This is a genomic window from Mucilaginibacter endophyticus (assembly GCF_003351025.1).
GTDB classification, from domain to species: Bacteria; Bacteroidota; Bacteroidia; order Sphingobacteriales; family Sphingobacteriaceae; genus Mucilaginibacter; species Mucilaginibacter endophyticus.
The window spans coordinates 188,121-205,052 of sequence record NZ_QPCG01000008.1 but is presented as its reverse complement, the minus strand read 5'-3'; the positions used below and the strand labels follow the sequence as shown (position 1 = coordinate 205,052).

The 16,932-nt window shown below is 43.8% G+C and carries 11 protein-coding genes; 1 reads left to right on the top strand and 10 read right to left on the bottom strand.

The features are described 5' to 3' along the window. The first annotated feature begins 69 nt into the window (after positions 1-69). Complete coding sequence (locus tag DUL71_RS27150; RefSeq protein WP_114940975.1) at positions 70-2,349, top strand: histidine kinase dimerization/phosphoacceptor domain -containing protein; 2,280 nt, start codon at positions 70-72, stop codon at positions 2,347-2,349. Positions 2,350-2,421: 72 nt separating this feature from the next. Here DUL71_RS27150 and DUL71_RS27145 read toward each other — a convergent pair whose 3' ends face one another. The 10 genes from DUL71_RS27145 to DUL71_RS27100 form a co-directional block, all read right to left on the bottom strand. Next, positions 2,422-3,168, bottom strand: a complete 747-nt coding sequence (locus DUL71_RS27145) for an alpha/beta fold hydrolase (protein ID WP_114940974.1) — start codon at positions 3,166-3,168, stop codon at positions 2,422-2,424. Positions 3,169-3,178: 10 nt separating this feature from the next. Continuing rightward, positions 3,179-3,685 (bottom strand): MaoC family dehydratase, encoded by a 507-nt coding sequence (locus DUL71_RS27140; protein ID WP_114940996.1) that lies wholly within the window; start codon positions 3,683-3,685, stop codon positions 3,179-3,181. A 307-nt stretch (positions 3,686-3,992) separates the two neighbouring features. After that, positions 3,993-4,568 carry a TlpA disulfide reductase family protein gene (locus DUL71_RS27135; protein ID WP_114940973.1) on the bottom strand — a complete coding sequence of 192 codons (576 nt, stop codon included), beginning with the start codon at positions 4,566-4,568 and terminating at the stop codon, positions 3,993-3,995. Next, the gene (locus DUL71_RS27130; protein WP_114940972.1) at positions 4,555-5,709 is read right to left on the bottom strand and encodes a redoxin domain-containing protein; all 1,155 of its coding nucleotides are present in this window, start codon (positions 5,707-5,709) and stop codon (positions 4,555-4,557) included. Before DUL71_RS27130 ends, DUL71_RS27135 begins: the two co-directional genes overlap by 14 nt. Before the next feature lie 3 nt (positions 5,710-5,712). Then, the gene (locus DUL71_RS27125) at positions 5,713-7,161 is read right to left on the bottom strand and encodes a RagB/SusD family nutrient uptake outer membrane protein (RefSeq protein WP_114940995.1); all 1,449 of its coding nucleotides are present in this window, start codon (positions 7,159-7,161) and stop codon (positions 5,713-5,715) included. 40 nt (positions 7,162-7,201) lie between these two features. Continuing rightward, positions 7,202-10,606 (bottom strand): SusC/RagA family TonB-linked outer membrane protein, encoded by a 3,405-nt coding sequence (locus tag DUL71_RS27120; protein WP_161964519.1) that lies wholly within the window; start codon positions 10,604-10,606, stop codon positions 7,202-7,204. 317 nt (positions 10,607-10,923) lie between these two features. Further along, positions 10,924-12,036, bottom strand: a complete 1,113-nt coding sequence (locus DUL71_RS27115) for a FecR family protein (protein ID WP_114940970.1) — start codon at positions 12,034-12,036, stop codon at positions 10,924-10,926. 87 nt (positions 12,037-12,123) lie between these two features. Beyond that, on the bottom strand, positions 12,124-12,648 hold the full coding sequence (locus DUL71_RS27110; RefSeq protein WP_244228845.1) for an RNA polymerase sigma-70 factor: 525 nt from the start codon (positions 12,646-12,648) through the stop codon (positions 12,124-12,126). Between the two features lie 221 nt (positions 12,649-12,869). Next, positions 12,870-13,688 (bottom strand): alpha/beta fold hydrolase, encoded by an 819-nt coding sequence (locus tag DUL71_RS27105; protein WP_114940969.1) that lies wholly within the window; start codon positions 13,686-13,688, stop codon positions 12,870-12,872. Positions 13,689-13,927: 239 nt separating this feature from the next. Beyond that, positions 13,928-16,513, bottom strand: coding sequence for a tetratricopeptide repeat-containing sensor histidine kinase (locus DUL71_RS27100; protein WP_114940968.1), 2,586 nt, complete (start codon positions 16,511-16,513; stop codon positions 13,928-13,930). Positions 16,514-16,932 lie beyond the last annotated feature (419 nt).

The following is a 16,932-nucleotide window of genomic DNA, read 5'->3' as shown; positions in this document are numbered from 1 at the left end:
CTTTATACCGGGAGGAGTTTACTATTTTTAAATGTTGCCCTAAAAAGGCCATTCAAAATTGCTTTCGACATGAAACTCATTTTCTGTAGCACTCAAAAAAGGATCATCATTTTACTCGGGCTCTTATCTGCAACGTTATACGGGTATGCGCAACGCCATGATAACATTACAGATCTGCGTAAAAATTTAGCGGTTGCAGGCGATGCAAAAAACCGGATAGATCTCTACTTAAGATTATCGGAGCAGTACCTTAATAAACCCGGCGAACTGAAACCCGATCTGGATAGCGCGATGGTATTGAAAAACATGGCGCTAAATTTAAGCAGAGAGGAAAGCCTAAAAGCCGGCGAAGCAAGGGCGATGTTACTGGACGGTAAAATACGAAACGAAGCGGGCGATAAGCTAAAAGCGAAGGTAAGTGTAGCCGCAGCCCTCGCTTTTGCAGAAAAACATAACCTGTTAATTGAACAAGCGCAATGCTACGAAGCGGAGGCACAATTTTATGATAATGAAAATGATGGCATTGCCCAAAAACTGCAACTACAGGAAAAAGCAACCCGGCTATATCATGAAGCCGGAGACAGGGAAAAAGAAGCTACGGCACTGAAATATACCGGCGACTACCTGCATTTACGCGGCCGTGCGTCAGAGGCCCTTGCCGCGCTTCAACAGGCTTTGGCAATTTACAAACAGATAGGTTTTCGGGAGTTACAGGGTGTGTACAACTTGATTGGCAATGTGTACACCCAAATGGGTAATTACCATTTATCGATAAAGTATGAATTATTATCGGCGCAAACCGCCGAAGCTCTTGGCGATAACAGCTTGCAGCTAAGCTCAATATACAACCATATCGCATTAACCTACTATTTTTTAAAACAGGATAAAGAGGCGCTTTTTTACTGGGAAAAGGCAAAAGCCATCGCCCAAAAATATAATGATGCGGGATATATGCAAACCATATTATCCAACATGGCTACATCATGGGTAAGATTAAAACAATACAAGAAAGGCCTGGATGTATTAGCGGTGATTGAGAAAAAATATCCGCCGACCGAGATGCAGATGAAGCTGCGCATACCTTACATTTATTTTAATACTTATATGAGTATGCGCCAGTATGCCAATGCTGCCCCGTATTATCATAAACTACGTGCTTTTCAGGAAATGCTGCCGAATGATGATGCCAACCTTGTTTATCTGTACAGTTCAATAATCCGGTACATGGTTGTTACCAAAAATCTGGGAGAAATATATCCTTTTTTACAGAAACAGGATGCCCTTCAAAAATCTACCGGGAATAACCTGTTCCGGTCTGAAAACCAATTGCAATGGTACCTGGCAGACTCGACCGCGGGCCACCTTAAATCAGCCATCGCACATTATAAATTATACAAATCTCTATCAGATTCCGTTTTTAACGCCGACAAAGCTAACCAGATCAGCAGCCTGCAAATACAGTTTGAAACCGATCAAAAAGACAAGAACATCAAACTGCTTACACAAAAAAATAACCTGCAGGCCGAAACCATCCGAAAGGATAATACCATAAAGCAGGTTATTGCCGGCGCGGTCATGATGTTGCTGTTGCTGCTCGCCCTGAGTTATAACCGTTATCGTTTAAAACAGAAAAGCAATGCTTTACTGCAGGCCAAACAGGAGGAAATTAACCGGCAGTACGACATCTTAAAAAAAGTGCTCAACGAAAAAGAATGGTTACTTCGCGAAATTCACCACCGTGTTAAAAACAACCTGCAAATCGTGATCAGTTTGCTCAACACCCAGTCGGCCTATATTAACAACCAGGACGCGATGGACGCCATACGAAACAGCCAGCACAGGATGCACGCCATGTCGCTGATCCATCAAAAACTTTATCAATCAGATAGTCTGGCTACTATCGATATGAAATGGTATGTGCATGAACTGGTATCCTACATGCGCGAGTGTTTCGATATCGACAAAAACATTCGTTTCCTGATTGAAACCGATGAAGTTAATCTTGACGTAGCGCAGGCCGTTCCGCTTGGTTTAATCCTGAATGAGGCGGTAACCAATGCTATTAAATACGCGTTTCCCAGCAACCGGTTCGGTACAGTGAGCATCATACTTCAACGCGATGCTGAAAGTAATTGTACGCTGATTATAGCAGATAACGGGATAGGTTTACCCGAAAATTTTAATGAGGACAGCTTAAATTCGCTGGGGATGAACCTAATGAAGGGCTTAAGCGAACAACTTAGCGGAACGTTCACTTTAACGAGTAATAAAGGGCTTAACATCCATATTTCGTTTCCGGTAAATACGGGCATGAGCATTCACGGCGGCAGCGAGTTTGAAGCTGCCTGAATTACTTGATAATTGGTAAAATAAAACCGGAATGTTCATTAGAAACTAACAAACAATCCGGTTCTTTCTAAATTATTTTTTTCGTGCTATCTCCTGCAATATTTTGCTAAGTTCTTCAGGTCTGGACAATAAGGGCGTATGGCCGCTGTTTAACTGATAGGTATTTTTAATTTTTGCCCGGGCTATCATTTGCTTCTGCAACTCATTGCCGATGCCGTGATCTTGCAGGGTTTCAATATAATACTTTTCAACGCTCCCGAAATTTTCGTCACTAAGCGATATCGGGTCTGAAAAAGGTATAGCCGGCTCAGCTTTGTAATTAGCGAGGATTAATTCCTTAACGTCCTGGGTTCCGTCCTGGCATACGATGTTGATAATGTCGTCTCTTTTAATATCAAATTCAGATTGATCGTCGGAAACCAAAAGGGAAGCGCCAAGCAATGATTGCTTGTCTTCCAGCGAGATCACGTAGGCAGATTGACCGTTTTGCGGAACATACCCGGCAACATACACCAGTTTTTCAACCAGTTCGGGAATTTTTTCGGCAACACCGGAGATGATCATGCCCGCCAGGCTATGCCCTACAAGAATCACTCTCCTGCCAATTTTTTCAATAGCTTCGCTCACGTAGCTGATATAAGAATCCATGTGTAAAGTACCGGCAGGGGTATTATCGGTGCCATGCCCCGGCAACTGTAACGCTATAACCTCATTGCCAGAGTTTTCCAGTGCATTTTTAATCATTTGCCATGAAAAAGGCCCCGCCCATGCACCGTGTACCAGTACGAATGTTTGTTTTTCAGATTGTATTGCTTCCATAATAAAATTGTTAAATATTTGAATTTGCCTTTAAAAGATATTTGTGTGTGCCGGAAAGCACGAGTTCGCCGTTTTGGTTATGAATGGTGGTTGCTGTTTCTACAATGCCTTTATCGCCCTGCGGGTTAAGCGCAATGATTTCCAGCGCAGGATAAAGTGTATCGCCGGCATTAACCTCTTTCAAAAATTTGCACGATAGTTCGGTAAAAGCGATGAATGCTTCTCCGATTACATGCGGGAACAAGGTAGCCCCCGGTGCGGTAAAAGCAAGAACCTGCAAACCATGTACAACCGGTGCCTTATGGCCATGCTTTTTGGCCCATACATCGTCATAGTGCACAGGATGATTATCGCATGAAACGGTTTGAAATGCTGCCGAATGGGCATCTGTGAGCGTGCGGCTCGGTGCCCTGAAAATTTCTCCCACTTTAAGCTCTTCAAAAGTCCTGGCCGGTACAATCAGGAAGTCGTCCGGGTTAAAATTTCCCGCGGTTTCTGTAATTGGATGGTTTTTCATATCGTTGTTTTTAATATTTATCCAAAAAAGAAGCCACACGATAAATACTTGAAAAACAAAGTTTTAGATAAAAACAGATAGTGTTTAATTTACGAAATGACGTTATTTTATGATAGCTATAGGGCTTCCATTGCGGTACTAAAGCGGATCAACAAGCCGCAACCGCCGCGGCGTGGGTCTTTGCCGGATTGTTGATTTAGCCTTTTACAAAAAAGTCCCGGCTGCACTGCCGGGACTTCTACATAATCCTTAACATTCAGGATTACATTATACGATAATTAAGCAAGTAAATTTTCTTGTATGACCGTTAATTACCCGATCCGGATTTACTGAGCTTTTTGGCAGCATCCATGGTAAACTTGCCATCAATCAATAACTGGAGTACCTGTTCATTAATTTGGTCGGGAGTAGTTACCCACATTAATTTACCATTTCGTATCAGGTAGGTTTGGGGTATTGCCGATACAGCTGCCGGTTTTATCCACTTTTTATCAAAATCACTTCCGGGCGGGCCGCTTAGGGCGATATTAAAATTCAGTTCGTGGGTGTGATTTTTTACATAGTTCACCGCCTTCGCCTCATCCCTTTCAAATACGTCCTGGGCAATGAATGTAATCTTATCCTTAAATTTTAAACTAAGCTCATTCAGGTGAGGCATGGCGGCCATACAGGGTACGCACCAGGTTGCCCAAAGTTCGACCAAATAAATTTTGCCATCCTCAAATTTATTTATGGGGCCGCCTTTTATCCATTCTACCTGTGGATAAGTTGTAATCGGGTCGCCGATATCGGGAAAGTCTTCAACCCGTTGCGCGTTTGCTGTTAATGCTGTAATTGTTAACAGCAAAACAACTAAAAGCCCCATTATGTTATTTGCCTTCATTTTCAATCAATTTTTCAAGTGTAAATCCTAATTCGTTATCATTGAGCACTACCTTGTCCGACAAAAACTTACCGTCTTTGCCAATAAGATAGGCTGCCGGGAGCGTGCCTTTATTGAATAAGGCATAACTTTTTGTAACGGCGCCTGCAGAGCGGCCGTTTTCAGAAAACCCTTCAACATCATTAAGGTGCACCCATCCCGGAAACTGTTCGGCTATTTGCTGCTTCCAGGTATCTTCATCGTCATAGCTAACGCCAATTATAACCGCTCCTTTTTCTTTTAACCGCTTTTCGGCCCGTCTCATGTAAAGGGCAAACTTGTCAAACGGCACAAAGTTTCTGAACCAGAATACCAATAAAACATCCTTGCCTTTAAATGATGATAGCGACACCATTTTCCCTTCACTATCGGGTAAAGTAAAATCAGGCGCAGGCTTTCCTTTGGTAAGCAGCGTAACCGCATCGATTTTTGAACTTAATATTTTTCCTGCTTCAGATTCTTTGATACTCTTGCTAAAGCGGTTGAACGATGAGTTGAGGACCGGTGTAATTGCACGGGCCTTTTTCCTCCTCCAGATATCGAAGGCAACATAGCTATCGGGATGCTGAGCTATAAAAACGCTGTCCAGTTCGTCGGCCTTTTTCATCAGCATGCCAAGTTCTTTCATTAATGGCATCCTGGTACTGTCGTCTTTTGATAGCCTGGAAAGTTTTTCGTTAATCGGCTTAAGCTGTTCGTTCAATGGTTCAAATGGCTTATTTCTGCGGGTAAATTCAGCCTGCGTTTTTCCACCTGTAATTATCGCTTCCTTCATGCCTCCCAAGCTTTTTACATTGACGTCTCCATCAATATAAAATCTTTGCATATCAATTTTCGACATCGTGGCGGCAGTTAGCGGCCCCTTATATGGGTTGAGGTTCAGCGTGGCGTAGGCAGGGTCGGTAATTGTGCCTTTAAATGTAAACGCGCCGTTTACAACTTTAGTTGAATCCTGTATGTAATCCCCTTTGGCGTTGTCGTATTCTAAAAGGATTATGCCTTGTTTATCTTTTGCAAGCTGGCCGGTAATTGTAAATGGATGTTGTGCAACGGCTACCGTCGCTAACAGATATAAAAAACTAAATATGATGTATTTTTTCATGACTTATGGATTGTTTGTTATTTGCGGATTGCTGACCATGATGTAGTAAGGCAATTTTAAGGTCATACGTTTTTCATCCAGCGTTATGGTTTTGGCGTTATTTGTTTCATCGGCGTACAGCAAATGGGTAAATGTTTGCCCGGTAAATAATGGATCGACAGACATGCGCCTCATGTCGAACCAACGGTAACCTTCAGCTGCAAACTCACGCACACGTTCATCAAAGATGAATTTGATCAGGAGGTTTTGGTTGGATGCAACTGCGGCAGGAATCGCCGCGTGATCCACGGGCATCCTGTTTTTCCGTAATATTTCCACATCGGCTACGGCTCCGGCCAAATCACCGTTGCGGGCCTTTGCTTCGCCGGTAAGTAAATACAGCTCCGGAAGCTGAATCCCGAAGCGACTTAGTTGTACGCCTATTTTTGAGAGGCGGCCTGATGGGTTTATTTCCTGGTAGGGAAATTGTGCCGCATAAAAATTCAAACGGAGGTCTGCCGGGTCAAACAAGGAACGTGCTTGCGGCGATAGTACGATGAAATCGTTCATGAAGCCGTTGCCATTATATGGCCCGTTGTAAAATGACTTCGCTAAAAGCGATTCTGTTACGTTGGTATAGCCGGCAAATGGAGAGTTTGTTGGCCCATAATCCGTTACCGGATAAAATTCGCCGTCGGGTGCAAAGGTTTGGTTGTAATTATATAATACTGCCGGAGCGGATGAAGCACCATTATCCTTTATTGCCGCGTTAAGCATGGCAACAGCGTTTAAGTTATCGCCGGTAAAAAGATATACTTTGCCCATTAGCGCTTCGGCCGCTGCCTTATTAAAGCGCACTTTACTTTTACCGCTAAGCGGTAGTTTGGAAATAGCGGCTTTAAGGTCGGCAGTAATAAAATCATACACCTGTTTTACGCTGGCCCGTGTAAAACCGGTAGCATTTATATCGGCAGAAGTGATGATAGGAAACGCGGGGTCTGCGCTTGCGGTTGACGCGTTGTAAGGTTTTCCAAAAAAATTGACGAATTGAAAATAAATCCAGGCCCTTGTTGCCTGTGCTTCGGCCAGTAATACCGCTTTTTGTTCGGCCGATCCGCCTGTTGATCCCTCAACCTCGTTAATAACCTTGTTGATGGTATACAGGTTACTCATATACAACTGCATGGTCCAGTCGTAGTCGGTTGGTGTAAAAACATCGGCTTTCCATTCAAACGCTCTTTGCGATATGCCCGGATTGCCGCCCGAATTGTAATGGCTTTCTTCGGCAGCTACGTCATCGCCCATTAAAACCAGCTGTTGCCATCCGCCGGCAAAGTCATAAACATACAAGCCCTGGTCGTTCATCACTTTATCAAAATCGGCGGTTGTTGTTACCAACTGGCGGCCTTGCGGCACAATGTTTAAAAAGTCTTTTTTACAGGATAACAGCAGGCAAAAAAGACAGGTATACATAAAAATTTTACAATGTTGTACTTTCATCTTCAATAAAAATTTAAAATGTAACATTAGCCCCGAGCGTAAAGGTGTGCTTGTACGCAGGCAAACTTCTTACACCTATATTAAATGCCTGATACTCCGGGTCTATGCCATATTTATTATTCTTCCAAACCATGTAATTGCCTGTTTGCACGTAAAGGTTAACTGCCGAAAGCTTCAGCTTGCCTGCTACTCCGGCGGGCAGGGCGTATGATAGCGTAATGTCCCGCAGTTTGGCATAAGAGGCGCTCACTACATTGATATCGGCATAAGTGTAGTAGCTGGTGTTCCGTCTGAAGTTGTTAACGCCAAGGCTGGCAACATAGGCGGGGATATTTGTACTGAGCTCATCGCCAGGCTTTTTCCAACGGTTTTCAAACTCCGGGTTAATGTTTTCACTAAAGCTTCCGGCAGTGCCGCTTAACCGGCCCGCGTAAAACTGGTTAACATCACGGCGCATTACTGCACCAAGGTTAAAGATGATGTTGGCCGTTAACGACAGTTGTTTGTACTGAAAGGTGTTGGAGAAGCCGCCGTTATATTTAGGTAAAGTAGAGCCCTTGTACACAAGGTCGGCAGCGGTTGCAACGTACGGATCTTTGGTGACGGTTCCGTTGGCCAGTTTAATTTGAGGATCGCCTATGTTGTCGAGCCCGGCGTAACGATAAGCGAATAACACCGGCGTAGCATAACCTATGGCCCACTGCGACGCGAGTTGCCAGGTATTGGTAAGCATATCGGGCGTGGGCTCGCTGTATGAAGCAAGTTTATTAAGGTTGTAGCTGAACACCAGGTGGCTTTGCCACTTAAACGCGCCAGCCTCCAGGTTTAAGGTATTCAAGTTAATCTCAATACCCTTATTGGTAATATTACCTAAATTGCCGTTTGTGCGTACAAAGCCGTTAAGCGGGTTTACAGATATACTTCCCAGCAAATCGGTAGTGTTTTTATAATAGGCATCAACACTGCCCGAAATACGGTTGTTCAGCACGCCCATATCAATACCGAGGTTAAAAGTACGGGTAGTTTCCCAGGTTAACTTCCTGTTTGCCGGCGAGGATAAATAAAGCGAATTGCCGAACGTAGAGTTGGTTTGGGCGTTAACTATATCGTATAGCGAAGCCGCGTTGAGGTAAGGCGAGTTTCCGGTGATGCCGTATGTTGCACGCAAACTTAAATTATCTATCCAGCCAACCTTTTGTATAAACGCTTCCCGGCCGGCATTCCACCTGGCACCAACGCTAAAAGCAGGTTTGTTTTGCGAGGCCTGGTTAGAGGCGAAAAGGTTACTATGGTCTCTGCGTATGCTGGCATCGAGCTGATATTTATCATTCATTGAGTAGTTGAGCAAGGCGAAGTATGAGCGGAATCGCCTTAGGGTACCAAAAGTATCAAAGGGCTTTTCGGTAAAAACGCTGCGAAATGAGCCTACAGCGCCAAAGACACCCTGAGATAGCGTTTGATAATTTAGCAGGGTGTAAGTTTTTAATACATCATCATAACCTCTAACTGTAGTTGTGTTTATCAGGGTTGATTGTTCCTGCAAATCCTGGCCAGCCTGGATATTGAGGTGGTCTTTGCCGTCCCTTAATGCAGAGGTAAACGTTAACTGGTTCCTCACTGTCCAGTTGGCAGCGGTTGAACTTGCTGTAGAAAATCTGCCGCCTGTATTGGGAAGATAATAAACAGGTGTCGACCCTGCAAACGGCGCCACAGTAAAATCAAGAAGTTCCCTGCGCATCGCATACTTGGATATATCGTCGTATGTTTCGGTAGTGCCCGGAATCCGCTGATATCCGTAAGTACCCTGAAAGCTAAGCCCCTTCAAGATTTTTATCGTAAGGTCGGCGGTAGCGCCCACTGTAAGCAGTTTGCTACGGGTATATCCGCTACCCAGTTCATCAAGCGGACTATAGTTTAAGTTAATACCGCTCCGTTGCTCATAATCGGCTTTTCTTTCATCCGGGATGCCTTGCAGATAATTTAACTGGATGTTATTGCCATTCCCATCCCTGAATAGCTGGTAGGGAAGAAAGTCGGCCCCGATGGTTATGGGCCTTTTGCTGCTGTTATACGCGTAAGCAAATGCCGAATTAAGGTTTAATGTAACACGTTTATTAGGGCGGAAGGTTTGGTTGAAAGTCAATCTGTACTGGTCATTTTTTTCGCCGGGGGTATTGCTTTTATTCCCGGTGTATGATATGGAACTGTAAAAAGAATAAGCGTCGCCGCCGCCGGTTGCCGAAACAGTATGATTACTGAGTATACCGTTTCTGAACCAAATGTCTTTTACCTGCGCGGTGTTGTTTATCGCTGCGAGGCTGTCAAGCTGTTGAGCCGACCTGGCAGCACTGATAATGCCGCGGTTCTGATTGTATAATATCTGCTCGTGCGGCGCTATAAAGCTGTTTGAAAGGCTACCCCAGGGATAAGTTACCGGATCAAATGTTTCCCGGGCAGCTTGTATATATTGCCGGCTGCTCATCACATTGGCATACCCAAAATTTGGTTTGCCGGTAAAAGTGACATAGCCAGAATAATTGATATTGATATTTTGATTATTCCGGCCCGATTTGGTTGTAATAACAATAACACCATTAGAAGCCTGAGCGCCCCATATAGCAGCTGCCGACGCGTCTTTTAATACGGTGATATCGCCAATATCATCCGGGTTTATAGCCGTAATATCAGGCACCGGAACGCCGTTTACTACATAAAGCGGTTGCGAGCCGTTGGTAACGGTGCTTTTTCCTCTAACCACGGCCTGCTTTGTAGTGCCGTTACCCTGCACGCCGGGAACAACAGTCAAACCGGCTATCTGCCCGTCAAGGCGGCTAACAATATCATTTGTAGCGGCGCGCTGGCCAAACACTTTCATATCGGGCCTGGCGAATGATCCCGTAGCCCGTTCCTTGTTTAGTTTTTGAAAACCCGTAGATACAACAAATACCTCGTGCATTTCCTGGTTGCCGCTGCTCATGGTTACATCTATGCTGCGCCTGCCCATAAGGGGTATGTTTTGCGTTTGGTAACCTATAAAACTCACCTGTAATATACTGCCGGCGGGGACCTTATCTATTTGATAATAGCCGTAATTATCCGCTAACGAAATACGCGAAAAGCTGGGGGTGATATCTACCTTAACAGTGGCGCCCGCTAAGGGCTGGCCTTCGGCAGAATAAACCACACCATGAATATTAAGCGTATCGGGAACCGAACTGCTCGCCTGTTGCGGAGTTACCGGCTTTAGCCTGATCACGATGGTTTTATCTTTTAGCTCGTAACCAAGCGGCTGGCCCGCAAAGCATCGGGCAAGCACCTTATCAAATTGAAGCTCCGTAACATTGATGGTAACGGGCAAAGCCTTAGACAGATCATGAATGTTATAAAGAAATTCGTAGCCGCTCTCTTTCTCTAACACTTTGAGCAATTTTTCAAAAGGCGCATGATTAAGATGAAGGGTGATTTTCTTTGTTTGCGCTGCCGCGGAGAAATGAATATTGATTAAAAAAAGTAAAACTGCCAAAAACTTCGCCCACGATAGTAAGCGAACTTTCCGGACGGGCTTCGGCCCATAAAAAAGGGTAAAAAAATTCATTACATTTGAATCGTTTAAGTTCAATAGTTCAATTAATTCGAGTTGTTCATATAAAACTTAGCATTACTGGTTATACCAGGGGCCAGTTCGCGGTAGCAGCCGTTAACTGGTTTTTTGCTTTTTGTGGTGTACAAAGAGCATTAATTCATTATCGTTACCCTCCTTCCTTCGATAATATAATGTAAGTGATTGGTGGAAGCCAGCAGATCGAGTATGGTGCTTACATCATCATACCGGGAAAAGCCGCCGGCGAAGTCTTTGCCGCGCATGTCGCCCTTGAAAGTTACCTCTATATTATACCACCTGCTTATGCACCTCATAATCCCGGTAATATTTTCGCCGTTAAAATGAAAACGGCCTTTGGTCCAGGCTATGGCGCTTTGCGCGTCGATGTCAAAAATTTTAAGCTGGTGCGCGGTTACTACGGCCTGCTGACCAGGTTTGAGTAAATTATTGTTGATCCTGACGCTGCCCTCAAGTAAAGTGGTTAAGGCCTTAGCATCGTCGGGATATGAACTGATGTCGAAATGAGTGCCGAGTACCTCAACCTCCTGCCCGGCCGAAGAAACTATAAATGGATGATGGGCATCCTTAGCAACCTCAAAATATCCTTCGCCCGTTAACTCCACCGCACGTTTTGCCACTCCTGAAAATGAAGTGGGATACTTAAGCGATGACCCTGCATTTAACCACACCTTCGTACCATCGGGCAGCAGGAGCCTGTACTGTTCTCCGTTGCTTGTAATTAAAGTGTTAAAAATGTTGGCATTGGCTGATTTATCAGCATCTACGTACTTTAGCTGCCCGTTATCCGCCTTGCTTATCGTCGATCCGCCATCTGTTGCCAGAGTGCCATTATCAGTTGTGTTAAGCACTATTGTGCGCCCGTTAGACAGGGTGAGCCTCGCTCCATTTTTGCCGGGTTTTATTGGTGTAGTATTTAATGCAACCTGTTGATTTATTGTTTTAGTTTGATTAAACAGGGATAAGTATATCCCGATAGCTAAAATGATTGTAGCTGCGGCTGCTACGTATCTCGGCCAATAGATGACTTCTTTATTTTTGCGAACCAGCTGTGGTAACTCAGCCTCCACTTGCTCAAGTTTTTTGATAAGAGTTTCCTCACCAAGATCAACTTCTTTGTCGGCCCCCCATACCATGTACCAGCTTTCAAGTATTGATTTTTCATCATCACTTAATTTCCCGGTACGCAGTTTGTTTATTAATTGTTTAGCGTCGTATTTACGTGCCATCAATGTGTCTCTTTTATGTATAGAGACAAGTTAACGGCATACTGGGAGTAGATAACTTAGCAGTTTTTTAAAATAATGTTAAAATTATCATAACATAAGCATGAAAAACAGCGGTCCGAGTTTTCCTTTTAATATTCGCAAAGCATTTTGAACCTGTTTTTTTACTGTTTTTTCAGATATGCTTAACTTTTGGGCGATTTCTTTGTGTGTTAGCTGCTCATTTCTGCTAAGCCGAAACACTTCCTGCATTTTTAAAGGTAGTTGTTCAATTTCTGATTCGATCAAAGCCATTAATTGCATGTACCTTACCTTGTGATCGGCAAAATCAGTGGACTGATCTAAAAAGTTTTGCAGGGAATCGAGGTATTTAGCTTCAACTTGTTTTTTCGCAATCAGGTTAAAAATTTGATTTCTAACAGCGGTATAAAGATATGCGCGCAGGCTTGTTTCAAGAACAAGGGAAGTACGCTTTGCCCAAAGCTGTGTAAAAACTTCCTGTACAACATCCTTGGCGGTATCAGTATCTGTTAGGCGTTTGTAGGCATGCACGAATAAAAGCCTTTTGTAGCGATCGTAAATAGCAGTATACGCCTGCCTGTCATCATTTTTCACAAGTGACAGCAATTCATGATCAGGAAGCAGTTCGTAAGTCGCCAAGGGATGCGGAAGCAATTAAACCTGAAAAGTAATCAATTTTTTAGTTCTTCAAATTAGATCAAGAATGAAAAGTGTACGCAATATTCCCTAAGAATCTACATTAAAGGCTGACCATTAACAAAAAAACCGGGGAAGGCAAGTGCCTTCCCCCGGACTTAAAAAAAATCTATGCAATTTTAAGACTGGATAAAGCTCAAAATATCAGCGTTGATGGTGGCGGCTTCAGTTGCCGGCATGCCATGAGGGAAACCGGGATATGAAATCAGTTTACCATTCTTTAACAAGGTAACGGCCTTTTTTCCGGATATTTCGAAAGGTACAATCTGGTCGTCTTCACCGTGAAGTACCAACACCGGGATGTCTACATTTTTCAGGTCTTCTGAAAAATCGAACTCAGAAAAGGCAGCTATACCATAATAATGCGCGTTGATACCGCCCATCATACCCTGGCGCCACCAGTTATCGCGGATACCTTGCGATATCTTAGCGCCTTCGCGGTTAAAGCCGTAAAAAGGCATGGTAAAATCTTCAAAATACTGAGCTCTGTTGGTCGCGGTATTCAGGCGGATCTCATCAAAAACCTCCATCGGTACGCCATCCGGATTATTCTCAGTTTTCACCATTAGCGGGGTAACAGCACTCACCAGCACGGCTTTAGCCACACGGCCTTTGCCATATTTGTTTACATAGTGAATCACTTCCCCCCCACCAGTTGAATGGCCAACGTGAATGGCATCCTTCAGGTCGAGGAACTCGGTAAGTTCGGCAACGTCGGCCGCGTAGGTTTCCATATTATGATTTGCAGAACCCTGGCTCGACCTGCCGTGTCCGCGCCTGTCATGGGCAATCACGCGGTATCCTTTTTGTAAAAAGAACATCAATTGCGCGTCCCAGTCATCGCTTGATAGCGGCCAGCCATGATGGAACATAATCGGTTGTCCTGTTCCCCAGTCTTTGTAGTAAATCTCTGTGCCGTCTTTTGCTGTAATTTTCATGTTGTGTAGGTATTTGATTAAACGATAAAAAATTAATTTATTCTGTTTTTTAATTGAATGACAAACTTATTGACATCGCCAGTCTTATATTGAACTGCCATCAGCATGCCTTTATTTAACTTGTTCAATGTCAATAAGTTGATTAAAGTTCGCCATTTTTTCATTTACGCTATTTCGTGATTTTACGTACAGGCTTATTGCAAACTGCGGTGAACAAATAATAAGGAAACAAATTTTCATTAAACGGAAAATGCAATAGTGATCACCGTGCCCCTGTCGGTAGCGAAACTCAGCCTGCCGCCAAGCTGATCGGTAAGGCCAATAATCATATTTACGCCTAATGAATTACAGGCATACATGTCAAAATCGGCAGGCAGCCCCCTGCCGTTATCCCTGATCACAAGTTCATAAAAATTATCATCGGTAAATGAGGAGGAAAGCGTGATAATGCCCGTTTCCGTTTTATCAAAAGCGTACTTAACGCAATTGGTAATCGCCTCATTCAGGATCAGCCCCAGCGGTACCGTGCGGGCGGTATCAAGCAGGGCATCAGCCAGGTCAATTCTGAACTTAATCCTTTGGCTGCAGTGAAAGGAATCGAGAATGCATTCCGAGAGTTCTTTAATATAGGTTTGAATGCTGATGGTTGTCAGGTCTTCCGATTGGTAAAGCCTTTGATGAACGATTGAGATTGCCTGCATGCGGTTCTGGCTGTCTCTTATGGCTGCCACCGCCTGTTCGCTATCCAGGTACGATGCCTGTGTGTTCAACAAACTGGATATGATCTGGAGGTTATTTTTAACACGGTGGTGGATTTCTTTGATGAGCCATTCTTTTTCCTGGAGCAACTGATTGAGCTGCGAGTTCTGGACGCTGATCTCCTCCTGTTTAGTCTTTAACTGTTCGTTACGGGCATTTATCTCTTCCTGGTGTAATTTCAATTGCTCATTCTGCACGGTAATCTCTTCCTGGCTGGCTTTCAATTGTTCGTTTTGGGTATTGATCTCGTGCTGGTTTTTTTGCAAAAGCCTGTTGGTCTTCAGTTTTGCAAGGTAAAAATAAATCATTAGCCCACTTATCAGGATAAAGGCACCCAAAGCTATGGTGATTAGTTTACGATGCAACCCACCCTTTTCCAATTCGCTGGTTTGCAAATCATTACGGTTGCGTAAATCGAGGTTTTCGCGGTCCCGCTCGGCCGTGGCAAACTGCACCTGCAACCGCTTTGCCTGCTCCAGTTTAACAGCGTCGTTTATAGAATCGCTGATATTTTTGGATAGCTTGAAATTTTTCAACGCCGACAAATAATCGCCGCGCGCCGAATCTACTTTGAACTGGCAAAAGTAAAGAAAAGCCATCTCAGCAGCCGGAACAACCGCGCCTCCGGCGTCGAAAACCACCTTTAAAAACGGAGCGGCTTTATTAACCTGCCCGTGAGAAATATAGAAGCCAGCCATTCTTTTATATGCCGAGTAGTACATATAATCTTTCAGTCCCCGTCCCTCCATTTTACTAATAATCATTTTATTAAAAAACTCGGCACTATCAGTTTTATGCAGTGCATCATAGCAGTTGGCGCGTAGTTGGGGAAGGAAATAACTTATAGCTTCATCATGTTTAAATAACCTTTGGGCACTATCCAACATATTTAGCACCTGCCTGGGTTTCCCGGCAGCGAGCAATTCATCAGCCAGTTCGTAATAAGCCTGTTGAGGAAAATTCGCTTTTTTCAAAACAGCGGCATCGCGCCATTTTTTATACCAGATGGCACTTTGTCTGTCCAACCCCAAATCCTTGCAGATTTTGGCCAGCCGCGAATAAAACGCATTAAGGGCTATATCCGTACCAGTGCTCTCGGCAATCTTAATCAGGGTAAGGCTATACCTCATAGCCTTGTCAAGATTACCTCTTACCATGGCTGTTGCAACCAGCAAATCGTAAGTGAATTGCAGGTTTTTGTATCCCAGAGACTGATAAACTTTTAAAACATGGTTTAGCTTGATTTCGGCGGAATCGAGGTTGCCCTGCCTTAAATAATAATCAGCAATCTCTTTCTCGCAAAACGTTTCCATTGGCACATCGCGAATAGCCCGGGCCACGCTTTCGGCCTTATACATACTGCCCACCAAATTACGGTGATAGAGCTCATGAATGGCCTTTGCCTGCAATGCCTTTAACTCGAGGCGAGGCAACCCGTACAAATTGCACAGTTTTAACACCTGTTTCATGAAGCTATCACAAACACCTTCGTCTAAGCGCCTTTCTACCATGACGTTATATCGATAAACCATATTGATCAGTTCTATCGAGGGCATGCCCTTACTGCGGGCATATCTTTGCGCGGCCAGGAAATGATTTTCAGCGATATCCAGGTCCTCTTTATATTCGCCCGGCTTTTCCAGGAAGTAATTGCCGGCCAAAGCGTGCAGCTGACAAAAGAGCGCTCCCGATGCCTTGCTGATCATCTCATTTACATCGGCGAATTTTTCCTTGCGTAAAAGGATCTTGGTTTGCAATATGGCTATCAGATCGGCTGATGCCTTATCGTTGATGTTGCTATTGATAGATTCTGCTATAGCTGCATACTTAACGGCCGAGTCTGCCATCATCTGGTATTTTTCCTTATTGGTAAGAAAAAAACTCCCGGCAGCAACGGCCAGCCTGATCCTGGTTTTATCGTCGGTAGCTGTATTGAATTGCGCTTTAAGGTCGTTCAGCGAATTCTTGAGATCAATTTGACCATAACCATGAAAAGCATGCAGCAGTATAATAATGGTAAAGCATACCCGATAATACATGGGCCTGAATTGCTGAAGTTCCTTCATTTTTTGCTTCAGTGACTTAATGTGGGGTAAAAGATGGTGATTGAAAATTTAAGGTACTTACACTTTTCAAGTATCATTCCATTTGATAAATACTTAACTATTAGAAGGTAAAATAAAAATCCTCTCCGAGATGCTTATGACATATCGTAGATTTACGATAGCCTTTCGTAAATTCCCTGAACACAAACATTTTGAAGGAAAGCGAAAAAACACTAAATGGTTGTCACTGGTTACTAATACTGAAAAATATCCATGCCCCCTCGTGTATTTCGATCAATGTGGATATTCCGAAGCCATTGACCAATGCATTCGAAAATGAATTCACAATGTTCCGTTACACTTTGACCATGCTATATACTTGAGTTAGATAGCTAAAATTGAAATTCATTAACACAACCAGTTGCTCTAATAAAAACGGA

Bases quoted from the DNA above. Each gene is read 5' to 3' on its own strand.
- DUL71_RS27135 (WP_114940973.1), bottom strand. From the start codon at position 4,568: ATGAAGGCAAATAACATAATGGGGCTTTTAGTTGTTTTGCTGTTAACA.
- DUL71_RS27150 (WP_114940975.1), top strand. From the start codon at position 70: ATGAAACTCATTTTCTGTAGCACTCAAAAAAGGATCATCATTTTACTC.
- DUL71_RS27115 (WP_114940970.1), bottom strand. From the start codon at position 12,036: ATGGCACGTAAATACGACGCTAAACAATTAATAAACAAACTGCGTACC.
- DUL71_RS27130 (WP_114940972.1), bottom strand. From the start codon at position 5,709: ATGAAAAAATACATCATATTTAGTTTTTTATATCTGTTAGCGACGGTA.
- DUL71_RS27100 (WP_114940968.1), bottom strand. From the start codon at position 16,513: ATGAAGGAACTTCAGCAATTCAGGCCCATGTATTATCGGGTATGCTTT.
- DUL71_RS27125 (WP_114940995.1), bottom strand. From the start codon at position 7,161: ATGTATACCTGTCTTTTTTGCCTGCTGTTATCCTGTAAAAAAGACTTT.
- DUL71_RS27140 (WP_114940996.1), bottom strand. From the start codon at position 3,685: ATGAAAAACCATCCAATTACAGAAACCGCGGGAAATTTTAACCCGGAC.
- DUL71_RS27145 (WP_114940974.1), bottom strand. From the start codon at position 3,168: ATGGAAGCAATACAATCTGAAAAACAAACATTCGTACTGGTACACGGT.
- DUL71_RS27105 (WP_114940969.1), bottom strand. From the start codon at position 13,688: ATGAAAATTACAGCAAAAGACGGCACAGAGATTTACTACAAAGACTGG.